General features: G+C 63.6%; 25 protein-coding genes. 22 read left to right on the top strand and 3 right to left on the bottom strand.

The window, feature by feature from the left end:
- Positions 1-139: 139 nt before the first annotated feature.
- The 21 genes from AC0R79_RS03310 to AC0R79_RS03210 are packed head-to-tail and all read left to right on the top strand — an operon-like array spanning position 140 to position 18,575.
- A complete protein-coding gene (locus AC0R79_RS03310; protein WP_127796700.1) occupies positions 140-865 on the top strand; it encodes a beta-ketoacyl synthase chain length factor in 726 nt (241 codons plus the stop codon).
- Complete coding sequence (locus AC0R79_RS03305) at positions 841-1,650, top strand: lysophospholipid acyltransferase family protein (RefSeq protein ID WP_127796699.1); 810 nt, start codon at positions 841-843, stop codon at positions 1,648-1,650. The genes AC0R79_RS03310 and AC0R79_RS03305 overlap by 25 nt, the downstream gene beginning before the upstream one ends.
- Positions 1,631-1,891 carry a phosphopantetheine-binding protein gene (locus tag AC0R79_RS03300; protein ID WP_007952344.1) on the top strand — a complete coding sequence of 87 codons (261 nt, stop codon included), beginning with the start codon at positions 1,631-1,633 and terminating at the stop codon, positions 1,889-1,891. Before AC0R79_RS03305 ends, AC0R79_RS03300 begins: the two co-directional genes overlap by 20 nt.
- Before the next feature lie 9 nt (positions 1,892-1,900).
- Positions 1,901-2,155, top strand: coding sequence for an acyl carrier protein (locus AC0R79_RS03295; protein WP_007947135.1), 255 nt, complete (start codon positions 1,901-1,903; stop codon positions 2,153-2,155).
- Complete coding sequence (locus AC0R79_RS03290; protein WP_007952346.1) at positions 2,152-2,697, top strand: COG4648 family protein; 546 nt, start codon at positions 2,152-2,154, stop codon at positions 2,695-2,697. Before AC0R79_RS03295 ends, AC0R79_RS03290 begins: the two co-directional genes overlap by 4 nt.
- A complete protein-coding gene (locus AC0R79_RS03285) occupies positions 2,694-4,373 on the top strand; it encodes an ApeI family dehydratase (RefSeq protein WP_474733178.1) in 1,680 nt (559 codons plus the stop codon). The genes AC0R79_RS03290 and AC0R79_RS03285 overlap by 4 nt, the downstream gene beginning before the upstream one ends.
- Complete coding sequence (locus AC0R79_RS03280; protein ID WP_474733176.1) at positions 4,366-5,100, top strand: glycosyltransferase family 2 protein; 735 nt, start codon at positions 4,366-4,368, stop codon at positions 5,098-5,100. The genes AC0R79_RS03285 and AC0R79_RS03280 overlap by 8 nt, the downstream gene beginning before the upstream one ends.
- On the top strand, positions 5,097-6,044 hold the full coding sequence (locus AC0R79_RS03275; RefSeq protein ID WP_474733175.1) for an LpxL/LpxP family acyltransferase: 948 nt from the start codon (positions 5,097-5,099) through the stop codon (positions 6,042-6,044). Before AC0R79_RS03280 ends, AC0R79_RS03275 begins: the two co-directional genes overlap by 4 nt.
- Entirely contained in the window at positions 6,025-7,569 is a 1,545-nt protein-coding gene (locus tag AC0R79_RS03270) for an HAL/PAL/TAL family ammonia-lyase (protein WP_127796696.1), read from the top strand. Before AC0R79_RS03275 ends, AC0R79_RS03270 begins: the two co-directional genes overlap by 20 nt.
- Complete coding sequence (locus AC0R79_RS03265) at positions 7,562-7,987, top strand: acyl-CoA thioesterase (protein WP_085746436.1); 426 nt, start codon at positions 7,562-7,564, stop codon at positions 7,985-7,987. Before AC0R79_RS03270 ends, AC0R79_RS03265 begins: the two co-directional genes overlap by 8 nt.
- Positions 7,984-8,586 (top strand): outer membrane lipoprotein carrier protein LolA, encoded by a 603-nt coding sequence (locus AC0R79_RS03260; RefSeq protein ID WP_127796695.1) that lies wholly within the window; start codon positions 7,984-7,986, stop codon positions 8,584-8,586. Before AC0R79_RS03265 ends, AC0R79_RS03260 begins: the two co-directional genes overlap by 4 nt.
- Positions 8,570-10,909: an MMPL family transporter gene (locus AC0R79_RS03255; protein ID WP_474733173.1), complete on the top strand. Its 2,340-nt coding sequence runs from the start codon at positions 8,570-8,572 to the stop codon at positions 10,907-10,909. Before AC0R79_RS03260 ends, AC0R79_RS03255 begins: the two co-directional genes overlap by 17 nt.
- The gene (locus tag AC0R79_RS03250) at positions 10,906-12,066 is read left to right on the top strand and encodes a cation:proton antiporter (RefSeq protein ID WP_127796693.1); all 1,161 of its coding nucleotides are present in this window, start codon (positions 10,906-10,908) and stop codon (positions 12,064-12,066) included. The genes AC0R79_RS03255 and AC0R79_RS03250 overlap by 4 nt, the downstream gene beginning before the upstream one ends.
- Positions 12,053-13,300, top strand: coding sequence for an NAD(P)/FAD-dependent oxidoreductase (locus tag AC0R79_RS03245; protein WP_127796692.1), 1,248 nt, complete (start codon positions 12,053-12,055; stop codon positions 13,298-13,300). The genes AC0R79_RS03250 and AC0R79_RS03245 overlap by 14 nt, the downstream gene beginning before the upstream one ends.
- Positions 13,297-14,022, top strand: coding sequence for a class I SAM-dependent methyltransferase (locus tag AC0R79_RS03240; protein ID WP_127796691.1), 726 nt, complete (start codon positions 13,297-13,299; stop codon positions 14,020-14,022). The genes AC0R79_RS03245 and AC0R79_RS03240 overlap by 4 nt, the downstream gene beginning before the upstream one ends.
- Positions 14,022-14,504: a hypothetical protein gene (locus tag AC0R79_RS03235; RefSeq protein ID WP_127796690.1), complete on the top strand. Its 483-nt coding sequence runs from the start codon at positions 14,022-14,024 to the stop codon at positions 14,502-14,504. Before AC0R79_RS03240 ends, AC0R79_RS03235 begins: the two co-directional genes overlap by 1 nt.
- Positions 14,501-15,697 (top strand): beta-ketoacyl-[acyl-carrier-protein] synthase family protein, encoded by a 1,197-nt coding sequence (locus AC0R79_RS03230; RefSeq protein ID WP_221533665.1) that lies wholly within the window; start codon positions 14,501-14,503, stop codon positions 15,695-15,697. Before AC0R79_RS03235 ends, AC0R79_RS03230 begins: the two co-directional genes overlap by 4 nt.
- Positions 15,694-16,158 (top strand): hotdog family protein, encoded by a 465-nt coding sequence (locus tag AC0R79_RS03225; RefSeq protein WP_127796688.1) that lies wholly within the window; start codon positions 15,694-15,696, stop codon positions 16,156-16,158. The genes AC0R79_RS03230 and AC0R79_RS03225 overlap by 4 nt, the downstream gene beginning before the upstream one ends.
- On the top strand, positions 16,151-16,879 hold the full coding sequence (locus AC0R79_RS03220; protein ID WP_474733168.1) for a 3-ketoacyl-ACP reductase FabG2: 729 nt from the start codon (positions 16,151-16,153) through the stop codon (positions 16,877-16,879). Before AC0R79_RS03225 ends, AC0R79_RS03220 begins: the two co-directional genes overlap by 8 nt.
- On the top strand, positions 16,879-18,114 hold the full coding sequence (locus AC0R79_RS03215) for a beta-ketoacyl-ACP synthase (RefSeq protein WP_474733167.1): 1,236 nt from the start codon (positions 16,879-16,881) through the stop codon (positions 18,112-18,114). The genes AC0R79_RS03220 and AC0R79_RS03215 overlap by 1 nt, the downstream gene beginning before the upstream one ends.
- Positions 18,115-18,134: 20 nt before the next feature.
- The gene (locus AC0R79_RS03210; protein ID WP_085648021.1) at positions 18,135-18,575 is read left to right on the top strand and encodes an excinuclease; all 441 of its coding nucleotides are present in this window, start codon (positions 18,135-18,137) and stop codon (positions 18,573-18,575) included.
- A gap of 48 nt (positions 18,576-18,623) precedes the next feature.
- Here the strand turns inward: AC0R79_RS03210 and AC0R79_RS03205 are convergent, their stop codons facing one another.
- Together AC0R79_RS03205 and AC0R79_RS03200 are read right to left on the bottom strand one after the other, a co-directional pair.
- A complete protein-coding gene (locus tag AC0R79_RS03205; protein ID WP_011332089.1) occupies positions 18,624-18,911 on the bottom strand; it encodes an addiction module antidote protein in 288 nt (95 codons plus the stop codon).
- Positions 18,908-19,213: a type II toxin-antitoxin system RelE/ParE family toxin gene (locus AC0R79_RS03200; RefSeq protein ID WP_221533660.1), complete on the bottom strand. Its 306-nt coding sequence runs from the start codon at positions 19,211-19,213 to the stop codon at positions 18,908-18,910. Before AC0R79_RS03200 ends, AC0R79_RS03205 begins: the two co-directional genes overlap by 4 nt.
- 118 nt (positions 19,214-19,331) lie before the next feature.
- On the opposite strand from AC0R79_RS03200, the gene AC0R79_RS03195 reads away from it, so the two are divergent.
- Complete coding sequence (locus tag AC0R79_RS03195) at positions 19,332-19,769, top strand: excinuclease (protein ID WP_221533659.1); 438 nt, start codon at positions 19,332-19,334, stop codon at positions 19,767-19,769.
- Positions 19,770-19,811: 42 nt separating this feature from the next.
- Here the strand turns inward: AC0R79_RS03195 and AC0R79_RS03190 are convergent, their stop codons facing one another.
- Positions 19,812-20,255 (bottom strand): DUF2846 domain-containing protein, encoded by a 444-nt coding sequence (locus tag AC0R79_RS03190; protein ID WP_221533658.1) that lies wholly within the window; start codon positions 20,253-20,255, stop codon positions 19,812-19,814.
- Between the last annotated feature and the right edge of the window lie 24 nt (positions 20,256-20,279).

Here is a 20,279-nt window from a genome sequence, read left to right as displayed (position 1 = left end):
TAACCAGCATTTGCTACACACTCGTCGCACCGGGATAATGCGCGCCACCCGGCGCCACGCGCCATGCCATTTCCGGCTAAATCAGCTCAGCGGCGACGTTGGCGAAACCGCGTCAAATCAGCCCGCAGGGGCGGGATAAATGTCCGTGATCAACTTCAACATCGCCCAATGGCGCGCCTGGGCTCCCGGGCTCGACAGTGTGGAAGCCTGGCAGGCCTGGAGCCGACAACCGGTCGTGCTCGAAAGCAGCGATGCCGCACCCGATGTTTCGTTTCTGCCAGCCATGCAGCGCCGTCGTCTCAGCCGTCTGGCGCGGATGGCGTTCAGTGTCGGCTGGCCGCTGGCCGACGGTCGGGAAAATCTGCCGCTGGTGTTTGTCTCCCGGCATGGCGAAACCCCGCGCACCTTTGAAATCCTCAGCGATCTGGCCAACGAGCAGCCGTTGTCGCCGACCCAGTTCAGCCTGTCGGTGCACAACGCGATCATCGGCCTGTGGTCGATCATGCGCGGCGAAACCAGCGAAATGACCGCCCTCGCCGCAGCCGGCGACGGCCTCGAACACGGCATGCTCGAAGCGGCCACTTTGCTGAACGAAGGGGCCCCGGCGGTACTGCTGGTGATCACCGAGGAACAGCCGCCGGAAGCCTATTCGACGTGGATCGACGACGTACCGTTTCCCTATGCCGTCGGGCTGTTGCTCACCCCCGGTACCGACTGGCGGCTGACCCTGAACAGCGCCCCCGAAGCACGGTCAAAAACGCAGTGGCCCCATGCGCTGAATCTGCTGCGAACCCTGCTCGGTCAGCAACCCCATTGCCAACATGCCTGGAAGACTCGTCTATGGACCTGGCAACGCAACCAGTAGTCGGAAAAAACCGCGACGCCTATTACTGGCGTCTGCTGGCCACCGCCACCAGCTTCGCCCTGTTCGGGCTGGGTGGCCTGTGCCTGCGCCTGCTGGTATTTCCATTGCTCGGCTGCCTGCCGGGCGATGCCAGGGTGCATCGCGAGCGGGCACGCCAGACCGTCAGCCGGCTGTTCTGGTTTTTTGTCCGGTTCATGGCCCGTACCGGCGTGCTGACCTACGACATTCAGGGCGCCGAACGTCTCGGCCGTCCGGGGCAGATGATCATCGCCAACCACCCGTCGCTGATCGATGTGGTATTCCTGATCGGTCTGGTGCGCCGGGCCAACTGCGTGGTGAAGAAAAGCCTGTGGGAAAACCCCTTCACCCGTGGCCCGCTGCGCAGCACCGAATACATCAGCAACGACGGCAGCATGGACATGCTCGACGCTGCCGCCGGTGCCCTGCAAAGCGGGCAGACCCTGATCATTTTCCCCGAAGGCACCCGCACCCAACCGGGACAGGCGCCGGCCTTTCATCGGGGGGCGGCGGCCATCGCATTGCGCGGTGCGAAAATCGTCACCCCGGTGGTCATCCACGTCAGCCCGACCACCCTGACCAAGGCCGAACCCTGGTATCGCATTCCCAGTCGCCGCGTGCACTTCAGTTTTCGCGTCGGGGCCGATATAGACCCACAGACTTTCGCCGCGCAGGGGCCAGCGCCCCAGGCTTCGCGCAAGCTCAACGACTATTTGCACCAATTCTTTATCAAGGAGCTCGCCGAAGATGAGCGATCTAAACCGTGACATCAAAGAGCTGATCATCGACGCCCTGGGCCTCGAAGACATCAGCGCAGAGGACATCGGCGACGACCAGACGCTGTTCGGCGAAGGCCTGGGCCTGGATTCCGTCGACGCCCTGGAGCTCGGCCTGGCGATCCAGAAAAAGTACGGCATCAAGATCGACGCCGACGCCAAGGACACCCGTAACCATTTCTCCAACGTGGCGAGCCTTGCGGCGTTCGTCACGGCAAAACAGGCAGCTTGAGACCGGACCATGCAAACTCGTGACGACATCTTCAACACCCTGCGCGATGCCCTGGTCGAGCTGTTCGAACTGGACCCGGCTCGCGTGAGCCTGGAATCCAACCTGTATCAGGATCTGGAAATCGACAGCATCGACGCCGTCGACCTGATCGATCACATCAAACGCCAGACCGGCAAGAAAATCGCCGCCGAGGAATTCAAGTCGGTGCGCACCGTCAGCGACGTGGTCGAGGCGGTCTACCGTCTGGTTCAACCGGCCGCATGAGCCGACTGATCGGCCTCGGCCTGCTGCTGGCAGGCCTGCTGTATCCCTTTGCGGTGTATTTCGGCATGGAGCATTTCGCGCCATGGCAGTTTGGTCTGCTGCTGGGCGGCCTTTGGCTGGCCCGGGCGCTGACCGGCGAACGCAAGCCCGGCAGCCTGTGGATGGCCTGCGTGGCAATCGTGTTCTGCCTGCTGCTGGCGGTGTTCGACAGCCCTTTGTTGTTGCGCTGGTACCCGGTGCTGATCAGCGGCTTCATGCTGGTGCTGTTCAGCCTGAGCCTGAAATACGGCCCGCCGATGGTCGAGCGTCTGGCTCGACTGCGTGAACCGCAACTGCCGCCCAAGGCGATTCGTTACACCCGCCAGGTCACCGTGGCCTGGAGCGTGTTTTTCTTTTGCAACGGTTTGTGCGCCGCCCTGCTGACACTGTGGGCGCCGCTGAACTGGTGGATGTTGTACACCGGCCTGATCTCCTACGGATTGATCGGCCTGATGTTTGCCATTGAATGGCTGATACGACAACGGGTAAGAGGTCGCCCATGAACTGGATAAAACTTGAGCAGCTATTGCTCAAGGCCCTGCCGGCGCGCGCGGTAACGAGCGCACCGGCACTCGATCATGCACAACTGCGCGAACAGGCTCTGAGCCTGGCCGCCGGTCTGCAAGCGCGCGGCGTGCAACGTCTGGCGGTACATCTGGAAGATGCCGCCGACCTGGCCGTCGCCCTGCTCGGCGCCTGGCGTGCCGGCATCAGCGTGTTGCTGCCTTCGGATCTGCAAGCGCAGACCCGTCAGCGCTGGTCGAACGACGTCGATCTGTGGCTGACCGATCAGGCCGATGACGCTCGCCTGAACGATCTGCTGCAACCTCCCCTGCCCGCTGCCGAACTGGATCTCGACCAGTGCCGCCTGAGCCTGTGCACTTCCGGCTCCAGTGGCGAGCCCAAGCGCATCGACAAATCCCTGCGCCAACTGGCCAACGAAGTCGAAGCCCTTGAGCAACTGTGGGGCGCGGATCTCGGTGAAGCCTGCATTCTTGGCAGCGTCGCCACCCAGCACATCTACGGCTTGCTGTTCCGCGTGCTGTGGCCGCTGTGCGCCGGGCGTCCGTTCCTGCGCAAGCAACTGGCTTTCCCGGAGGACCTGCAACGCGCCAGCCGCGAGCACCCGAGCTTCGCCTGGGTCGCGAGCCCGGCGCTGCTCAAACGCATGGGCGACAACCTCGACTGGCCAGCGCTGAGTGCTGTGCGTCGGGTGTTTTCGTCCGGTGGCGCGCTGCCGGCAGACGCCGCGCACAGCCTGCATCAACGTCTGGGACAGTGGCCGACGGAAATCCTCGGCAGCTCGGAAACCGGTGGTATCGCCTGGCGTCAGGGCGAACCGTTGTGGCAGCCGTTTGCCGGCGTCGAGTTGAGCCAGGACAGCGACGGCGCCCTGCTGATCGCTTCGCCTTACCTGCCCGCCGGGCATGTCGAACACACCGCCGATGCGGCGCGTATTCAGGCCGATGGCCGCTTTGAATTGCTCGGGCGACTCGACCGGATCGTCAAACTCGAAGAAAAACGTATTTCCCTGCCGATGCTTGAACAGGCGCTGGTGGCCCACGACTGGGTCGCCGAAACGCGTCTGGGCGTGGTGCAGGAAAACCGCGCGTCCCTCGGCGCTCTGCTGGTGCTCAGCGAATCGGGCCTGTTTGCCCTGCGCGAACACGGTCGGCGCAGCCTGACCGAAACCCTGCGCCGTCATCTCGGCGACCATTGCGAAGCCCTGGCCCTGCCCCGCCGCTGGCGCCTGCTGCGGCAGTTGCCGCTGACCTCGCAGGGCAAGTTGCCTCAAGCCGACGTCGAAGCCTTGCTGCTGGCGCCACGGCCGAAGGCGCCGGAGATTTTGGAGCAGGCTGAAACCGAGGGCGAATGGAACCTGCAATTGAGCGTTCCGCCGGACCTGGCCTACTTCAGCGGCCACTTTCCCAAGGCCCCGGTGCTGCCGGGCGTGGTGCAGGTCGAATGGGCGCTGAACCTGGGTCGGCAACTGCTGAACCTGCCCGGCGCGTTCGCCGGCATGGAAGTGCTGAAATTCCAGCAACTGGTGCGCCCCGGCGATGAAATCCAGTTGCACCTGCGCTTCGACCCGGAGCGCGGCAAGTTGTATTTCGCCTACCGAAATGACACCGCCACCTGCTCCAGCGGGCGGATTCTGTTGGGGAGGGGCGATGCATAAGCCTTGCGCAGTGATCCCGGTCTACAACCACGAAACCGCCATCGGCACGGTGGTCGACGCCCTGCTCGCCGAGGATCTGCCATGCATTCTGGTGGACGACGCCAGCAGCAAATCCTGCGCGGCGGTGCTCGACGCGCTGGCCGAGCGCGAGCGGGTTCATCTGGTGCGCCTCACTGCCAACCAGGGCAAGGGCGGCGCGGTGATGACCGGTCTGCGTGAAGCGGCGCGGCTCGGCTTCAGCCATGCGTTGCAGGTCGACGCCGACGGTCAGCATGACTTGCAGGATGTCGCGCGGTTCATCGAAGAATCCCGCGCTCACCCCAAGTCGCTGATCTGCGGTTATCCGCTGTACGACGCCAGTGTGCCCAAAGGCCGTTTGTATGCGCGTTACCTGACCCACGTGATGGTGTGGATCAACACCTTGTCGCTGCAGATTCGCGACTCGATGTGCGGCTTCCGGGTGTACCCGCTGGAACCGACGCTGGGCGTGATCGACTCGGCGCGGATCGGCAAGCGCATGGATTTCGACTCGGACATTCTGGTGCGTCTGGCGTGGCGCAATCAGCCGATGCGCTGGTTGCAGACCAGCGTGCATTACCCGCTGGACGGCGTGTCGCACTTTCGCCTGTTCCACGACAACGTGCTGATCTCGAGCATGCACACGCGCCTGTTTTTCGGCATGTTGCTGCGCCTGCCCGTGATCCTCTGGCGACGGTGGCGCGCATGACCGTCGAGACCGACAAGAAGCACTGGGCCGACCGCGAAGAGCGCGGCAGTTTCCTGCTGATGAAATTCACCGCGTTCGCCGCCAAGGTCCTTGGCCGACGCCTGCTGAGTCCGTTGCTGTACGGCATCGTCCTGTACTTTTTCCTGTTCGGTCGCACTGCGCGGCGCAGTGCCTGGCAGTATCAGCAGCGCCTCGCTGACTGGAGCGGTCGCCCCGAATTGCGTCCGACCCGGTGGCGGGTGTTCCGCCAGTTCATGGCATTCGCCGATTCGCTGCTCGACAAGCTCGACGTGTGGAACGGCAAGCTGAAGATCGAGCAGATCGAAATCATCGACCCGGCACTGCTGCGCAATAAGTTGCGCGGCAGTCGCGGGCAAATGCTGGTGGGCGCGCATCTGGGCAACCTCGAAGTTTGCCGGGCGCTGGCGGAGCTGGGCGAAAAGGTCACGATGAACGTGCTGGTGCACACCAAGCACGCCGAGCAATTCAATCGCCTGCTGGGCGAGGCCGGGGCGACCAATCTGCGACTGATCCAGGTCAGCGAGCTGGACCCGGTGATCATGCTGCAACTGCACGAACGGCTGGAGCGCGGCGAGTGGCTGGCGATTGCCGGCGATCGCGTGCCGCTGCACGGCGGGCGCAGCGTGACCGTGGACTTTCTCGGCCACCCTGCGCCATTCCCGCAAGGGCCGTGGCTGCTGGCCGGCCTGCTGAAATGCCCGGTCAACCTGCTGATGTGCCTCAAGCAACCTGACGGTCACTATCGCCTGACCCTCGAACCGTTCGCAGATGCCGTGGTGTGGTCACGCCGCGAGCGCGAACAGGTCATTCATCAGTGGGCCACCCGCTATGCGCAACGCCTGAGTCACTATTGCCTCGAAGCACCGAGCCAATGGTTCAACTTTTACCCATTCTGGAAAACCGATGACAACGCCAACTCCTGAGCCGGTCACCTTCGGCGAACGCCCTTTGCGCATCGAAGACGTGCTGGCCCTGGCCAACCGTCAGGCGCCCGTGCAGTTGCAGAGCGACGCGCCTTATCGCGAACGCATCGCCAAAGGCGCGCGGTTCCTCGATTCGCTGCTGGACAAGGAAGGCGTGATCTACGGCGTGACCACCGGTTACGGCGACTCCTGCGTGGTCGCGGTGCCGCTGCATCATGTCGAGGCGCTGCCGCGTCATCTCTACACGTTCCACGGTTGCGGGCTGGGCAAACTGCTCGACGCCCAGGCCACCCGCGCAGTGCTGGCGGCGCGTTTGCAGTCGTTGTGCCACGGCGTATCCGGGGTGCGCATCGAGTTGCTGGAGCGCCTGCATGCTTTCCTTGAACACGACATTTTGCCGCTGATTCCTGAAGAGGGTTCGGTGGGCGCCAGCGGCGACCTGACGCCGCTTTCCTACGTCGCTGCGACTCTGTCCGGCGAGCGTGAAGTGATCTTCCGGGGCGAGCGTCGCCAGGCTGCCGACGTGCACCGCGAACTGGGCTGGACACCGTTGGTGCTGCGCCCGAAAGAAGCGTTGGCACTGATGAACGGCACCGCCGTGATGACCGGTCTGGCCTGCCTGGCTTACGCCCGCGCCGATTACCTGCTGCAATTGGCCACCCGCATCACCGCGCTGAACGTGGTGGCGCTGCAAGGCAATCCGGAACACTTCGACGAGCGCCTGTTCGCCGCCAAGCCGCATCCGGGTCAGATGCAGGTCGCCGCGTGGCTGCGCAAGGATCTGGCGATCGACGCACCGACCGCGCCGTTGCACCGCTTGCAGGATCGCTACTCGCTGCGCTGCGCACCGCACGTGCTCGGCGTGTTGGCCGACAGCCTGAACTGGCTGCGTTCGTTCATCGAGACCGAACTCAACAGCGCCAACGACAACCCGATCATCGACGCCGAAGCCGAGCGCGTGCTGCACGGTGGGCACTTCTACGGCGGACACATCGCGTTCGCCATGGACAGCCTGAAAAACCTCGTTGCCAACGTCGCCGACCTGCTCGACCGACAACTCGCGCTGCTGGTGGACGAGCGTTACAACCACGGTTTGCCGAGCAACCTGTCCGGCGCCAGCGCCGACCGCGCGATGCTCAACCACGGCTTCAAGGCTGTGCAGATCGGTGCCAGCGCGTGGACTGCCGAAGCGTTGAAAAACACCATGCCGGCCAGCGTGTTCTCGCGTTCCACCGAGTGCCACAACCAGGACAAGGTGAGCATGGGCACCATCGCCGCCCGCGACGCCATTCGCGTGCTGGAGCTGACCGAACAGGTCGCCGCCGCCACGCTGCTCGCGGCCAATCAAGGCGTATGGCTGCGCGGTCGCGATGCAGACGCGCGTCCGCTGCCACCGTCGCTGGCCGCCATGCATAAACAACTGGCCCAGGACTTCCCGCCGGTGATCGAAGACCGCGCCCTGGAAGGCGAACTGCGCCTGTGCCTGCAACGCATCGCCGAACAACACTGGAGGCTGCATGCGTAGTGCCGGAGTGCTTCACGCCGATACGGAAATCCTCGTGCCGTTCTTTGACGTCGACACCATGCACGTCGTCTGGCACGGCCATTACGTGAAATACCTGGAAGTGGCGCGTTGCGCATTGCTCGACAAGATCGGCCACAACTACAACCAGATGGTCGACTCGGGCTATGCCTGGCCGGTGATCGACCTGCAACTGCGCTACGTGCGCGGCGCGGTGTTCGGTCAGCGGCTGAACGTGCGCGCCAGTCTGGTGGAGTGGGAAAACCGCCTGAAGATCCACTACCTGATCACCGACGCCGAGACCGGCGAGCGTCTGACCCGCGCCAGCTCGGTGCAGGTCGCCGTCGAGATGAGCAGCCGCGAGATGCAACTGGCCTCGCCGAAAGTCTTCACCGATGCCGTGGAAAGGATGCTGCGATGAATGTGCTGTTGAAATCCCTCGGAGCCATGGCGCTGCTGACGCTGTCGTCGCTGGCCAACGCCTTCGACCTGCAACAGTTGAGCGAGCAACTGGCGAAACCGGACGTGATCCACGGCCAGTTCATCCAGGAAAAACACCTGCGTGCCCTGCCCCAGCCGCTGATCAGCAAAGGCAGTTTTGTCCTCGCGAAAAACCACGGATTGCTGTGGCTGCTGAAAACCCCGCTGCAACAGGATTACAGGATCAGCGCCAAAGGCATCGCCCGGCGTGATGCTACCGGCTGGCAACTGCTGCCGAACAAGAGCGCCGGGGCCGAACAGAACCGTTTGTTCCTCGCCGTACTGCAAGGCGACAGCAGCGGTCTGCAACGGGATTTCGAACTGGCCCTGAGCGGCGATGCGCAGAAATGGCAACTGACCCTGACCCCGCGCTCGGTGCTGCTCAAGCAGGTCTTCAACCAGATCAACATCAGCGGCGGCGCGTTGGTGAACACCATCGAACTGCTGGAAACCCAGGGCGACAGCACCGTGCTGCGCATGCAGGACAGCACCGCCGGCCAACCTCTGAGCGACGCGGAGCAACATGACTTTGCCGAGTGAACGCAGGCTGCCCTGGCTGTTCCTGATCCTGCTGCTGGCCGTCGTCGCACTGGGCGCCTGGCAGTGGCGCGATGGTGCGCCGCTGTCGGCCAACCTGATGGAACTGGTGCCCGGCACCCATCCGGACGCCCTCGAACTGCGCGCCGAACAACGCATGCAGGAACCGCTCAACCGCGACATGCTGGTGCTGGTCGGCCACGCCGATCGCCAGCAAGCCGTCGCCATGGCCCAGACCCTGGGCGAGCAATGGCAGGCCAGCGGACTGTTCGAAAAGGTCCAGTGGAACCTGCAAGCCGATCTGCCGGCCCTGCGCACGCAGTTGCTGCAAGGGCGGCTGGCGATGCTTTCGGCGGATGACCGGCAACTGCTGAGCGAACATCCCGACGCCTTTATCCAGCAACGGGTGCAGGCCCTGTTCGACCCGTTCACCGGGTTCAGTCTGGTGCCGAGCCAGGACGACTGGCTGGGTCTGACCGGGCGCATCCAGAACAGCCAGCCGCAACATGGCGCGGTGCAACTGGACATCGGCAGTGGCGCGTTGATCGCCGATGCCGACGGCAAAAGCTGGGTGCTGCTGCGCGCACGCACCACCGGCAGTGCCTTCGACATGAATCAACCGCTGCAAATCGCCGCACTACTGCAACACAGCCGTGAACAAGCGGCGAGTGCCGATGTGCAACTGCTGGCCGCCAGCGGCCTGCTGTACGCCGCCAACGGTCAGCAGCAGGCGACCCGGGAAATGACTTGGGTCGGCGGCGGCGCCACGGTCGGCATCCTGTTGCTGTTGCTGCTCGCCTTCCGCCGCTGGCGGGTGCTGCTGGCGTTCATTCCGGTGCTGGTCGGCATGCTGTTCGGCGCGGTGGCCTGCGTGGCGCTGTTCGGACACATGCACGTGATGACGCTGGTGCTCGGTTCCAGCCTGATCGGCGTGGCGGTGGATTACCCGCTGCACTACCTGTCCAAGAGCTGGAGCCTCAAGCCTTGGCACAGCTGGCCGGCGTTGCGCCTGACCCTGTCCGGGCTGACGTTGAGCCTGATCACCAGCGCCATTGGTTATCTGGCACTGGCCTGGACGCCCTTCCCGGCGCTGACCCAGATCGCGGTGTTCTCCTCCGCCGGTTTGCTCGGCGCTTACCTGTCGGCGGTGTGCCTGCTGCCGGCGCTGCTGAAGAACGTCGAACTGCGCCCGGCGCAATGGCCGCTGCAACTGGCCGAACGTCTGGTGCGGTTGCGGGAAACCCTGCTCGAGCACGTCCGGACGCCGGTGTTGCTGGCCCTGCTGATCGCCTTCTGCGTCGGCGGCCTGCTGCAACTGGAGAGCAAGAACGACATCCGCCAGTGGGTCGGCGCGCCGCAACGCCTGACCGATGAGGCGCAGACCATTGCGCGGATTACCGGCTATCAGCCGACCAGCCAGTTCTTCCTGGTGCGCGCCGCCGATCAGCAGCAATTGCTGGAACGGCAAGCGGCCCTGAGCGAGCGGCTGGATCAACTGGTCAACCTCGACAAGTTGCAGGGTTATCTGGCGCTCAATCAACTGGTCAGCCCGCCGGCTCAGCAACAACAAGTACGTGAGGCGCTCGGCAAGTTGCCGCAGTTCTGGCAGCCGTTGCTGGAGGTCGGCGTGCCGCTGGCGGCGCTGCAAACCGAGCTGCAACAGTTGCAGGCGCTGCCCGCCGAAGACATCGATGCGGCGCTGGCCGGGCCGCTCGGCGAGCCCTACCGCACGCTGTGGCTCGGGCCGACCGAGGACGGCGTGGCAGCGATGGTCAGCCTGCAAGGCCTGAACAACCCGTCGCTGCTGCGGGTGCAGGCGCTGGACCTGCCGGGCGTGATGCTGGTGGACCGGCTCGGTGATCTGAACAAGGTGTTCGCCCAGACCCAGATCAGCGCGGCTGAACTCAAACTCGCGTCCTGCGTGTTGATCGTACTGGTGCTGATGCTGCCGTTCGGTCTCGGTGGCGCGCTGCGGATCGTCGCCCTGCCGCTGCTCGCTGCGCTGTGCAGCCTCGCCAGCCTGGGCTGGCTCGGTCAGCCGCTGACCCTGTTCAGCCTGTTCGGCCTGTTGCTGGTGACGGCGATCAGCGTCGACTACGCGATCCTCATGCGTGAGCAGGTCGGCGGTGCGGCCGTGAGCCTGCTCGGCACCTTGCTCGCGGCCGCCACCACCTGGCTGTCGTTCGGGCTGCTGGCGGTGTCGAGCACGCCGGCGGTGAGTAACTTCGGCCTGTCGGTGAGCCTCGGGCTGGCGTTCAGCTTCATGCTCGCGCCGTGGGCCGGGCGTCAGGCCCACGCGGTTGCCGTCACGGAGCCTGCAGCATGATGGTGGTGATTTTCTGGCTGATGGCCCTGGCGCTGTTTTTCGTCGCCACCCGGGTCGGCCGGCACTTCGGGCTGATCCCGATCGTCAGTCAATTGCTGCTGGCGAGCTTCGGTCTGCCGCTGCTGATGTACTTCTGGATCGAGCCGGGCTGGCAACTCAACGGCGCCGAACTGATCGCGCCGGGCTGGCTGAAAAACCTCTACAGCCTGAGCTTCGCCCTGCTGCTGGGGCACATCCTCAGCGACGTGATCGACCTGCGCCTGGACCGCCAGAGCGTGAAGATCGCCCTGCCGAGTTTCGCCGTGCCGTTCACCTGCGGTCTCGCGACGGCGTACTGGCTGTTGCCGACGCAGCCGTGGATCAACTCGCTGGCCATCGGTCTGGTGTTCGCGATCACCGCGATCCCGGTGTTGTACCTGTACCTGCGCCACATCGATTACCCGCCCGCCGCCACCCGGCGTCTGGTGCAGACCGCAATCCTGATCGACCTGACCTGCTGGACCCTGTTCGGCCTCGCTCAGGGCAGCCTGCACCTGAGCAGTCTGTTGCTGCCGCTGGGGCTGGCCTGCGTGCCGGTGCTGCTACGGGTGTTCGGCATACGCCGACCATTGACCTACAGCCTTGGTTTTTTTGCGCTGTTGGTGCTGGCCGAACACTACAAACTCAACGCACTGATTTTCGGCATCGGTTATCTGCTGTGCATGGCCGCGCTCAAGGTGCCACTGGTGTTGCCGCTGCCGGCGCACTGGATGAACCGCTTGCAGACGTGGGTCGCGATTCCGCTGATCCTTACTTTCGGCATCGTCCAGATCGACGTGCACAGCGCCCTCGCCAGCCTCGGCGCCGTGCAATGGGCGGCGCTGCTGCTGTTGCCGATCGCCAGCAAAATCCTGGGCAACTGGCTCGGTCTCGGCTGGGCCGGCGCGTCGTTCGCAGGCGCCAGCCGCTGGCGCGAAAGCGTGCTGCTGAATATTCGCGGCTTGAGCGAAATCGTTTTTCTCAACCTGCTGTTGCAACAACAGCTCATCAGTCCGGCGCTGTACTTTGCGCTGATGCTGATGGGTCTGATCGCGACGCTGTTGCCGGCCTTCATCGGCTTGCACCGGGCGTCACTGAACCCTATTGCCGTACCCAGGAGCTCGCGTGCCAATCGTTGAAATGGAATCCCGTCAGGTCGTGATCATCGGCGCCGGCCCCTCCGGCGCCATTGCCGCTGCACTGCTCAAGCGCAAGGGGCACGACGTGCTGGTGATCGAGCGCCAGCATTTCCCGAGGTTCTCCATCGGTGAAAGCCTGCTCTGCCATTGCCTGGATTTCGTCGAAGAAGCCGGCATGCTCGAAGCGGTAAATGCCGCCGGGTTCCAGCGCAAGAACGGTGCGGCGTTCGCCTGGGGCGAGCGCTACAGCGCCTTCGATTTTGGTGACACCTTCACCGCCGGCAAGCCCACGACCCTGCAGGTGCAACGCGCCGACTTCGACAAGTTGCTGGCCGATCAGGCCGCACTGCAGGGTGCGGAAATCCGCTACGGCGACGCGATTGTCAGCGTCGATTTCGAACGTCCGCGACCGCAGTTGAATGTGCTCCGCGAAGACGGCAGCGAGTACCGCGTCGAAGCCGACTTTGTCCTCGATGCCAGCGGTTACGGCCGCGTGCTGTCGCGCCTGCTCGACCTCGAAGCACCGTCGAATTTCCCGGTTCGCCAGGCCGTCTTCACCCACGTTGAAGACCATATCGATCACCCCGGTTTCGACCGCGAGAAGATCCTCATCACCACTCACCCGCAGCACCGCGACATCTGGTTCTGGTCGATCCCGTTCAGCAACGGTCGCTGCTCCGTCGGCGTGGTGGCTGCCGCTGAACATTTCGCAGGTCGCGATACCGACCTCGACGCCTGCCTGCGCGGTTTCATCGCCGAAACCCCGAGCCTGGCCAAGGTGCTGAACAACGCCGTGTGGGACACCCCGGCGCGCACTCTCGGCGGCTATGCGGCCAACGTCAAAACCCTGCACGGCCCAGGCTTTGCGCTGCTGGGTAACGCGGCGGAGTTTCTCGACCCGGTGTTCTCCTCGGGCGTGACCATTGCCATGCGTTCGGCGAGCATGGCCGCCGCTGTGCTGCACCGGCAGTTGCAGGGCGAAACGGTGGACTGGCAAAGCGAATTCGCCGAGCCGCTGAAACGCGGGGTCGACACGTTCCGCTGCTACGTCGAAGGCTGGTACGCCGGCACTTTCCAGGACGTGATTTTCCACGAGCAAGGCTCCCCGGAAATCCGCCGCATGATCTGCTCGATCCTCGCCGGTTACGCCTGGGATGAACGCAACCCGTTCGTCAGTGAAGCGCGCCGTCGGCTGAAGACGATCTCCGAACTCTGTGCAAGGGACGACACATGAATTACTTGAGCGACAACTACGTCGAGGAAACCCGCTTCGGCTTCTGGTTCCTGCGCAGCCACACCTGGCAGCACCATGTGTTGCGCGTGGCGATCAACGACCTGCGCGGACTGTTCAGCGAATCGTTGCCGGCCAGTCCGGTGCTGCTGGATGCCGGTTGCGGCCAGGGCAAGTCCTTCGGCCATTTGCGCCAGACCTTCGCGCCACAGCGCCTGATCGGCGTCGATGCCGACCCGCACAGCCTTGAATTGAGCGCCGCCGAGGCCGCGCGCCTGGGATTCGACGTCGAGCTGATCGGCAGCGACTGCGCGACGCTCAATGTGCCGGACGCCAGCGTCGACCTGCTGTTCTGTCACCAGACCTTCCATCATCTGGTGGAGCAGGAAAAAGCCCTCGCCGAGTTCTATCGGGTGCTCAAGCCGGGCGGTTATCTGCTGTTCGCCGAGTCCACTGAGGCTTACATTGATACGTGGGTGATTCGCTGGCTGTTCCGTCATCCGATGCACGTGCAAAAGAGCGCGGCGCAGTACCTGGAGATGATTCGCCAGCAGGGTTTCGAGTTCGCCGAGCAGAACGTTTCGTACCCGTATCTGTGGTGGAGCCGGTCGAAGGATTTCGGCCTGCTCGAGCGTTTTGGTCTGCGCCAGCCCAAGCCCTTTGGCCAGCGGGAAGAAACCCTGGTCAACGTGGTGGCCCGCAAACCCTTGAACGAGGCTGTCTGATGTTGCGTGTTCTGCTGCTCGCCTGCGTCTTGCTGCTCGGTGCCTGCGCCAGTCAGGCGCCGCTGCCGGCCGGCAACCCGAGCCTGCCGCTGCCGATGCAATTGCATATCGAACGTCACCTGGCCGGGCAACAGCAAGACTGGTTGTTGGTGATCCAGCGCGAAGGCCCCGGCATCCGCTGGTCGATGATGGATCCACTGGGCATTCCCCAGGCGCGTCAGCAACTGATCGACGGGCATTGGCAGGCCGACGGCCTGCTGCCGCCCAACCCGGAAGCCCGGGAGCTGTTCGCCGCGCTGCTGTTCGCCCTGACCCCGGCGGGCGAGCTGTCGCGCAACTATCCCGACGCGCAGCAACAGGGCGGCCAACGTTCCCTGCCGGCGCGCTGGGACATCCGTTACACCCGACCCTTGAGCTTCGAATTGAACCTGCCACAAGGCCCGCACTATCGCGTAACGCCACTCGGTGAACCGACGTCATGACCGCCTACCTCAATGCCCTCGGCGTGATCTGCGCCCTGGGGCGCGACAAGCAAGCCGTGGCACGCAACCTGTTTGCCGGCGACTGCTCGGGCATGCGCCGCGAGTCCGGCTGGGTGCCGGAGCGCGAACTGCCGGTGGCCGCCGTGCACGGTGATCTGGCGCCGATTCCCGAGGCGCTGGCCGACCAGCGCAGCCGCAACAATCAACTGTTGCTGGAAGCCGCGTTGCAGATTCGCGATGACATCGAGCAGGCGATCCAGACGTACGGGCGCGAGCGCATCGGCGTGGTACTCGGCACCAGCACTTCCGGTATCGACGAGGCCAGTCGCGGCCTGGCGCACTACATTCGCGACCACCAGTTCCCGACCGATTACGACTACCGGCAACAGGAACTCGGCGCCCCGGCGAATTTCCTCGCCGACTGGCTGCAACTGAGCGGCCCGACCTATGTGATTTCCACCGCCTGCACCTCCAGCGCACGCGCGCTGATGAGCGCCCGACGCCTGCTCGATCTAGGCCTGTGCGACGCCGTGCTGTGCGGCGGTGTCGACAGCCTGTGCAAACTGACCCTCAACGGTTTCAGTGCGCTGGAAGCGGTGTCCGACGAGCGCTGTAATCCGTTTTCCGCCAACCGCAACGGCATCAACATCGGCGAAGCGGCGGTGCTGTTCGTGATGAGCAAAGCACGCGGCGCAGGGCCGGGCATCGCCCTGCTCGGAGCTGGCGCCAGCTCCGACGCGCACCATATTTCCGCACCGGAACCGAGCGGCCGTGGCGCACTGCAATCGATGCAAAAAGCCCTCGATCAAGCCCACCTGCAAGCCGGCGACATCAGCTACCTGAACCTGCACGGCACCGCGACCCAGCACAACGACGCCATGGAAAGCCTGGCCGTCGCCGCGCTGTTTGCCGAAGGCGTGCCGTGTTCCTCGACCAAACCGATGACCGGCCACACCCTCGGCGCCGCCGGCGCACTGGAAGCGGCGTTCTGCTGGTTGAGCCTGAGTACCGACAACCCTGACCACGCCTTGCCGCCGCACATCTGGGACGGCCAGGCCGACCCGGCATTGCCAGCGCTGAAGTGGGTGACCGCAAGCGAACGCCTGGCGTCCATTGCACCCCGCTACCTGATGAGCAACTCGTTTGCCTTCGGTGGCAATAACGTCAGCCTGATTATCGGAGACGCCCCATGACCCACTGGCCGCTCGCCGAACTGCTGCCCCACGCTGGCGACATGATCCTGATCGACCGGATCCTGAGCTTTGACGACGAACAGATCCACACCACCCTCACCGTCCGGCCCGGCGGCCTGTTCAGCCTGCCCGACGGCAGCCTGCCGGCGTGGGTCGGCGTCGAATTGATGGCGCAAAGCGTCGCCGCGTTCGCCGGCTGCCATGCGCGGCAAAAAGGCAACCCGGTGGAGCTGGGCTTTCTGCTCGGCACACGCAAGTTCGAATGCAATGTCGCGGCCTTTCCGGTTGGCAGCGAACTGACCATCCATGGCCTGCGCTCGCTGGAAGACGACAACGGCATGGGTGTATTCGAATGCCACATCAACGCGCCCGGCATCGAGGCCAGCGCCCGGCTGAACGTGTTCCGCCCGCCCCATGCGGCGGACTATCTAGAGCAATCCAAGGAGTCGAACGATGACTGAATCAATACTGGTCACCGGCTCCAGCCGTGGCATCGGCCGCGCTATTGCCCTGCGCCTGGCCAGTGCCGGCCACGACATCGTCCTGCATTGCCGCAGTGGCCTGAGCGACGCGCAAGCGGTGCAGGCTGAAATCCAGGCCTTGGGCCGCAACGCGCGCATCCTGCAATTCGACGTGGCGGATCGCGAAACCTGCAAAGCCATCCTCGAAGCCGACGTTGAAGCCCACGGCGCCTATTACGGCGTGGTGCTAAACGCCGGCCTGACCCGCGACGGCGCCTTTCCGGCCCTGAGCGACGATGACTGGGACGTGGTGCTGCGCACCAACCTCGACGGTTTCTACAACGTCCTGCACCCGGTGATGATGCCGATGATCCGCCGCCGCGCCGCTGGTCGCATCGTTTGCATCACCTCGGTCTCGGGGCTGATCGGCAACCGTGGTCAGGTCAATTACAGCGCGTCGAAAGCGGGTGTGATCGGCGCCGCGAAAGCCTTGGCGATCGAACTGGCCAAGCGCAAGATCACGGTCAACTGCGTCGCGCCGGGCCTGATCGACACGGCGATGCTGGATGAAAACGTGCCGGTGGAAGAACTGATGAAAATGATCCCCGCGCAACGCATGGGCACACCTGAAGAGGTCGCCGGTGCGGTGAATTTCCTGATGTCGGCGGAAGCGTCGTACATCACCCGCCAGGTGCTGGCGGTCAACGGAGGCTTGTGCTGATGAAGCGCGTCGTCGTCACCGGCATGGCCGGCATTACCTCGCTGGGCAGCGACTGGGACACCATCGCCAGCAATTTCGCCGCCAACCGCAGCGGCATCCGCCGGATGGACGAGTGGGATCGCTTCAGCGAACTCAACACCCGTCTGGCCGGGCCCATCGATGATTTCCAGGTGCCGGCGCACTGGACCCGCAAGCAGCTGCGCAGCATGGGCCGTGTTTCGCGGCTGGCCGTCGGCGCGGCGGAAAAAGCGCTGGCCGATGCCGGCCTGCTCGGCGACGAATCGATCAAGGACGGGCGCATGGGCGTGGCCTGTGGTTCGTCCACCGGCAGCACCGACGAGATCAAGGCGTTCGGCAACATGCTGCTCAACTCGGTGGCCGAAGGCCTCAACGCCAACTCCTACGTGCGGATGATGCCGCACACCACGGCGGCGAACATCAGCATCTTCTTCGGCCTCACCGGCCGTTTGATCCCGACCTCCAGCGCCTGCACCAGCGGCAGCCAGGGCATCGGTTATGCCTACGAGGCGATCAAGTTCGGACGCCTGCCGCTGATGCTCGCCGGTGGCGCCGAAGAGCTGTGCCCGACCGAAGCCATGGTGTTCGACGCGCTGTACGCCACCAGCCTGAAAAACGATGCACCGCACACTTCGCCACGCCCGTACGACAAGGGCCGCGACGGTCTGGTGATCGGTGAAGGCGGCGGCATGCTGGTGCTTGAAGAACTGGAACATGCCCTCGCTCGCGGTGCGCACATTCACGCCGAGATCGTCGGTTTCGGCAGCAACGCCGACGGCCAGCACACCACCCGCCCCGAGCAAGTCACCATGCGCCGGGCGATGGAACTGGCGCTGGAAGACGCGGGCCTCACGCCGGACGTCATCGGCTACGTCAACGGCCACGGCACCGCCACCGAACAGGGCGATGTCGCTGAAACCCTGGCCACCAGTGCCCTGTTCGGCGAACGCATGCCGATCAGTTCGCAAAAGAGCTTCCTGGGCCACACCCTCGGCGCCTGCGGGGCGCTGGAGTCGTGGTTCAGCATCGAGATGCTCAACCGCGACCTGTACGTGCACACGCTCAACCTCGACGAGGTCGACCCGCACTGCGGCAAGCTCGACTACCTGCGCGGCGAGTTCCGCCAGATGAGCCACGAATACGTAATGAACAACAACTTCGCTTTCGGCGGGGTCAACACCTCGCTGATTTTCCGTCGCTGGCCCCAACCGAATTAATCCAGGTCAAGGAGACCTTCATGCACTTCAAGAAACTCGCTGCCACCCTGCTCATCTGCGCCCTGCCGGCCGTAAGCCAGGCCCGTGACACGGCGGTGTACCTGCCGTTTGACAAGGCCGTCGCCGAAGCGACCCGCACCGGCAAGATCGACGGCAGCGTGAAGTTCTATCTGGCGGGCAACGCCCCGGCCGGCAAAGTCACCGTCGTCAGCCCCGGCGCCGTGACCAACAAGAAGACCAACGCCTTCAACAAAACCGACCAGGAAGCCTGCGAGTGGGTCGTGCAATCGGCGATCATCAGCCTGCACCAGGCCGCGAAAAATGCCGGCGCCAATGCCGTGACCAACATCGTCAGCTTCTACAAGAGCAACGAGCGCAAGGATGCGAAAACCTACGAATGCCACGCGGGCGCGATCATGGCCGGCGTAGCGTTGAAGGGCGATCTGGCGACGGTTCAGTAACGGCCGGAAACGACAAAGGGCGCCTTTCGGCGCCCTTTTCTATTCAGATCATGTGCTGGCATGCAACTTCAGCCCCAGCGCTTTCATGACTTTGAGGATCGTTCCAAATTCAGGATTTACCTCGCCTGACAGTGCGCGATAAAGACTTTCCCTTGATAGCCCCGCATCCCGCGCGACCTGGGTCATGCCACGCGCCCGAGCAATCGTGCCAAGTGCCTTGGCAATAAAAGCCGGGTCGTCACCCGCCTCTTCCATGCAGGCGTCCAGATAGTTGGCCATGTCCTCTTCTGTCTTGAGGTACTCGGCTGAGTCCCAACGAGTGAATTGTTCGGTCATGGGTTTTGCTCCTGCCAGGATTCCGCGATGAGCCTGGCTTGCTTGATGTCTCGAGATTGACTGCTCTTGTCTCCACCACAAAGGAGGATGACCAGCTGACGACCTTGCTGCATGAAATAGACCCGATATCCCGGGCCATAGTCAATTCGGGCTTCGCTGATCCCTTCGCCAATGGCTTTGACATCACCGAAATTCCCATCAGCCATGCGATCAATTCGCACCTGAATACGCATCCTGGCGCGACTATCAACCAGCTTCACAAGCCAGCTCGAGAATGTGGAGCTTCGAAGTATCTCAGTCATGGCCGCAAGTGTAGCCGCTAAGCTACACGCACTCTACATGGACTTCTCTCTGTCCGATATACGGCGTCTACACTCGTCATACCCATGATTTGCTGCGCGTTACGTCAAGGAGATGACCATGCAAGCGAAAGACCTCATCGCCGCCGCCCTTTTCAGCCTGCTCCCCAGCGCCAGCCATGCCACCAATCTGATGTACATGCCGTTCGAAACAGTCGTGTCGGATGCAATGCGCGCCGGGCGGCTGGATGGCAGTGTGAAGTTTTATCTGGTCGGCAACGGGCCTCAGGGCACTCAACGGATGTTGCAGCGCGGTGTGGTCAGCGACTTGAAGACCAACGGCTTCAACAAGAGCGATCACGACTCCTGCGAGTGGGTGTTGCAGTCGAATCTGATTGCGCTGCAGGCCGAGGCCAAGCGTGTCGGGGCGAATGCGGTGACCAATATCGTCAGCTACTACGACCAGCATGTGCGCAAGGATCTGAACACTTATGAATGTCGGGCCGGGGTGTTTGTGACGCGGGTGGCGTTGAAGGGAGATCTGGTGCGGCTGCCCTGATGGGCAACGCCTCCACGACGGGCGTGAAGGCGTGCGAAATGCTTACTGAGCCTGGATCAGTTTGCTTTCATTGACGCCGGCGCGACCGGTCGTTTCATCGACCACTTGCAGGGCATTGCGCGCCTTAATGAAACCGACCTTCACTTCCTGCCAGACGAAATAGTTCTTGCCCGCTTCGGCCGAGAGTTTCAGCTCCGAATCGTTTTCTGCCGAGGACACCAGCGTCTGCTGACCTGCCGGTACCGACAGCATCAGATACGATTTGGCGACGGTTGCACCTACCGGCCTGCCATTGAGCGCGACAGGCATCTTCACGCCGGCACCCATGCTCTCGTTGCGGTAAACGTAGATGTGAGCCTTGTCCGGGCTGACCTGGAAGGTTTTAGCCTGAGCGTCTTGAGTATCGTCGGCCATTTTTACCGAAGCGCAACCTGTGCTGAGCGCGGCAACTACCAACAAAGCGGCGAAGCTGAACTGCTTGAACATCCCGTTTCTCCATAATTTGATGAT

Source organism: Pseudomonas sp. HD57-3 (genome assembly GCF_056113135.1).
This window is presented reverse-complemented; position numbering and strand designations above follow the sequence as displayed.

Coding starts and splice junctions, on each gene's coding strand:
- AC0R79_RS03310 (WP_127796700.1), top strand. CDS start 140: ATGTCCGTGATCAACTTCAACATCGCCCAATGGCGCGCCTGGGCTCCC.
- AC0R79_RS03275 (WP_474733175.1), top strand. CDS start 5,097: ATGACCGTCGAGACCGACAAGAAGCACTGGGCCGACCGCGAAGAGCGC.
- AC0R79_RS03205 (WP_011332089.1), bottom strand. CDS start 18,911: ATGACCGAACAATTCACTCGTTGGGACTCAGCCGAGTACCTCAAGACA.
- AC0R79_RS03230 (WP_221533665.1), top strand. CDS start 14,501: ATGACCGCCTACCTCAATGCCCTCGGCGTGATCTGCGCCCTGGGGCGC.
- AC0R79_RS03195 (WP_221533659.1), top strand. CDS start 19,332: ATGCAAGCGAAAGACCTCATCGCCGCCGCCCTTTTCAGCCTGCTCCCC.
- AC0R79_RS03200 (WP_221533660.1), bottom strand. CDS start 19,213: ATGACTGAGATACTTCGAAGCTCCACATTCTCGAGCTGGCTTGTGAAG.
- AC0R79_RS03255 (WP_474733173.1), top strand. CDS start 8,570: ATGACTTTGCCGAGTGAACGCAGGCTGCCCTGGCTGTTCCTGATCCTG.
- AC0R79_RS03190 (WP_221533658.1), bottom strand. CDS start 20,255: ATGTTCAAGCAGTTCAGCTTCGCCGCTTTGTTGGTAGTTGCCGCGCTC.
- AC0R79_RS03235 (WP_127796690.1), top strand. CDS start 14,022: ATGTTGCGTGTTCTGCTGCTCGCCTGCGTCTTGCTGCTCGGTGCCTGC.
- AC0R79_RS03290 (WP_007952346.1), top strand. CDS start 2,152: ATGAGCCGACTGATCGGCCTCGGCCTGCTGCTGGCAGGCCTGCTGTAT.
- AC0R79_RS03265 (WP_085746436.1), top strand. CDS start 7,562: ATGCGTAGTGCCGGAGTGCTTCACGCCGATACGGAAATCCTCGTGCCG.
- AC0R79_RS03220 (WP_474733168.1), top strand. CDS start 16,151: ATGACTGAATCAATACTGGTCACCGGCTCCAGCCGTGGCATCGGCCGC.
- AC0R79_RS03305 (WP_127796699.1), top strand. CDS start 841: ATGGACCTGGCAACGCAACCAGTAGTCGGAAAAAACCGCGACGCCTAT.
- AC0R79_RS03300 (WP_007952344.1), top strand. CDS start 1,631: ATGAGCGATCTAAACCGTGACATCAAAGAGCTGATCATCGACGCCCTG.
- AC0R79_RS03225 (WP_127796688.1), top strand. CDS start 15,694: ATGACCCACTGGCCGCTCGCCGAACTGCTGCCCCACGCTGGCGACATG.
- AC0R79_RS03260 (WP_127796695.1), top strand. CDS start 7,984: ATGAATGTGCTGTTGAAATCCCTCGGAGCCATGGCGCTGCTGACGCTG.
- AC0R79_RS03285 (WP_474733178.1), top strand. CDS start 2,694: ATGAACTGGATAAAACTTGAGCAGCTATTGCTCAAGGCCCTGCCGGCG.
- AC0R79_RS03210 (WP_085648021.1), top strand. CDS start 18,135: ATGCACTTCAAGAAACTCGCTGCCACCCTGCTCATCTGCGCCCTGCCG.
- AC0R79_RS03295 (WP_007947135.1), top strand. CDS start 1,901: ATGCAAACTCGTGACGACATCTTCAACACCCTGCGCGATGCCCTGGTC.
- AC0R79_RS03280 (WP_474733176.1), top strand. CDS start 4,366: ATGCATAAGCCTTGCGCAGTGATCCCGGTCTACAACCACGAAACCGCC.
- AC0R79_RS03270 (WP_127796696.1), top strand. CDS start 6,025: ATGACAACGCCAACTCCTGAGCCGGTCACCTTCGGCGAACGCCCTTTG.
- AC0R79_RS03215 (WP_474733167.1), top strand. CDS start 16,879: ATGAAGCGCGTCGTCGTCACCGGCATGGCCGGCATTACCTCGCTGGGC.
- AC0R79_RS03240 (WP_127796691.1), top strand. CDS start 13,297: ATGAATTACTTGAGCGACAACTACGTCGAGGAAACCCGCTTCGGCTTC.
- AC0R79_RS03250 (WP_127796693.1), top strand. CDS start 10,906: ATGATGGTGGTGATTTTCTGGCTGATGGCCCTGGCGCTGTTTTTCGTC.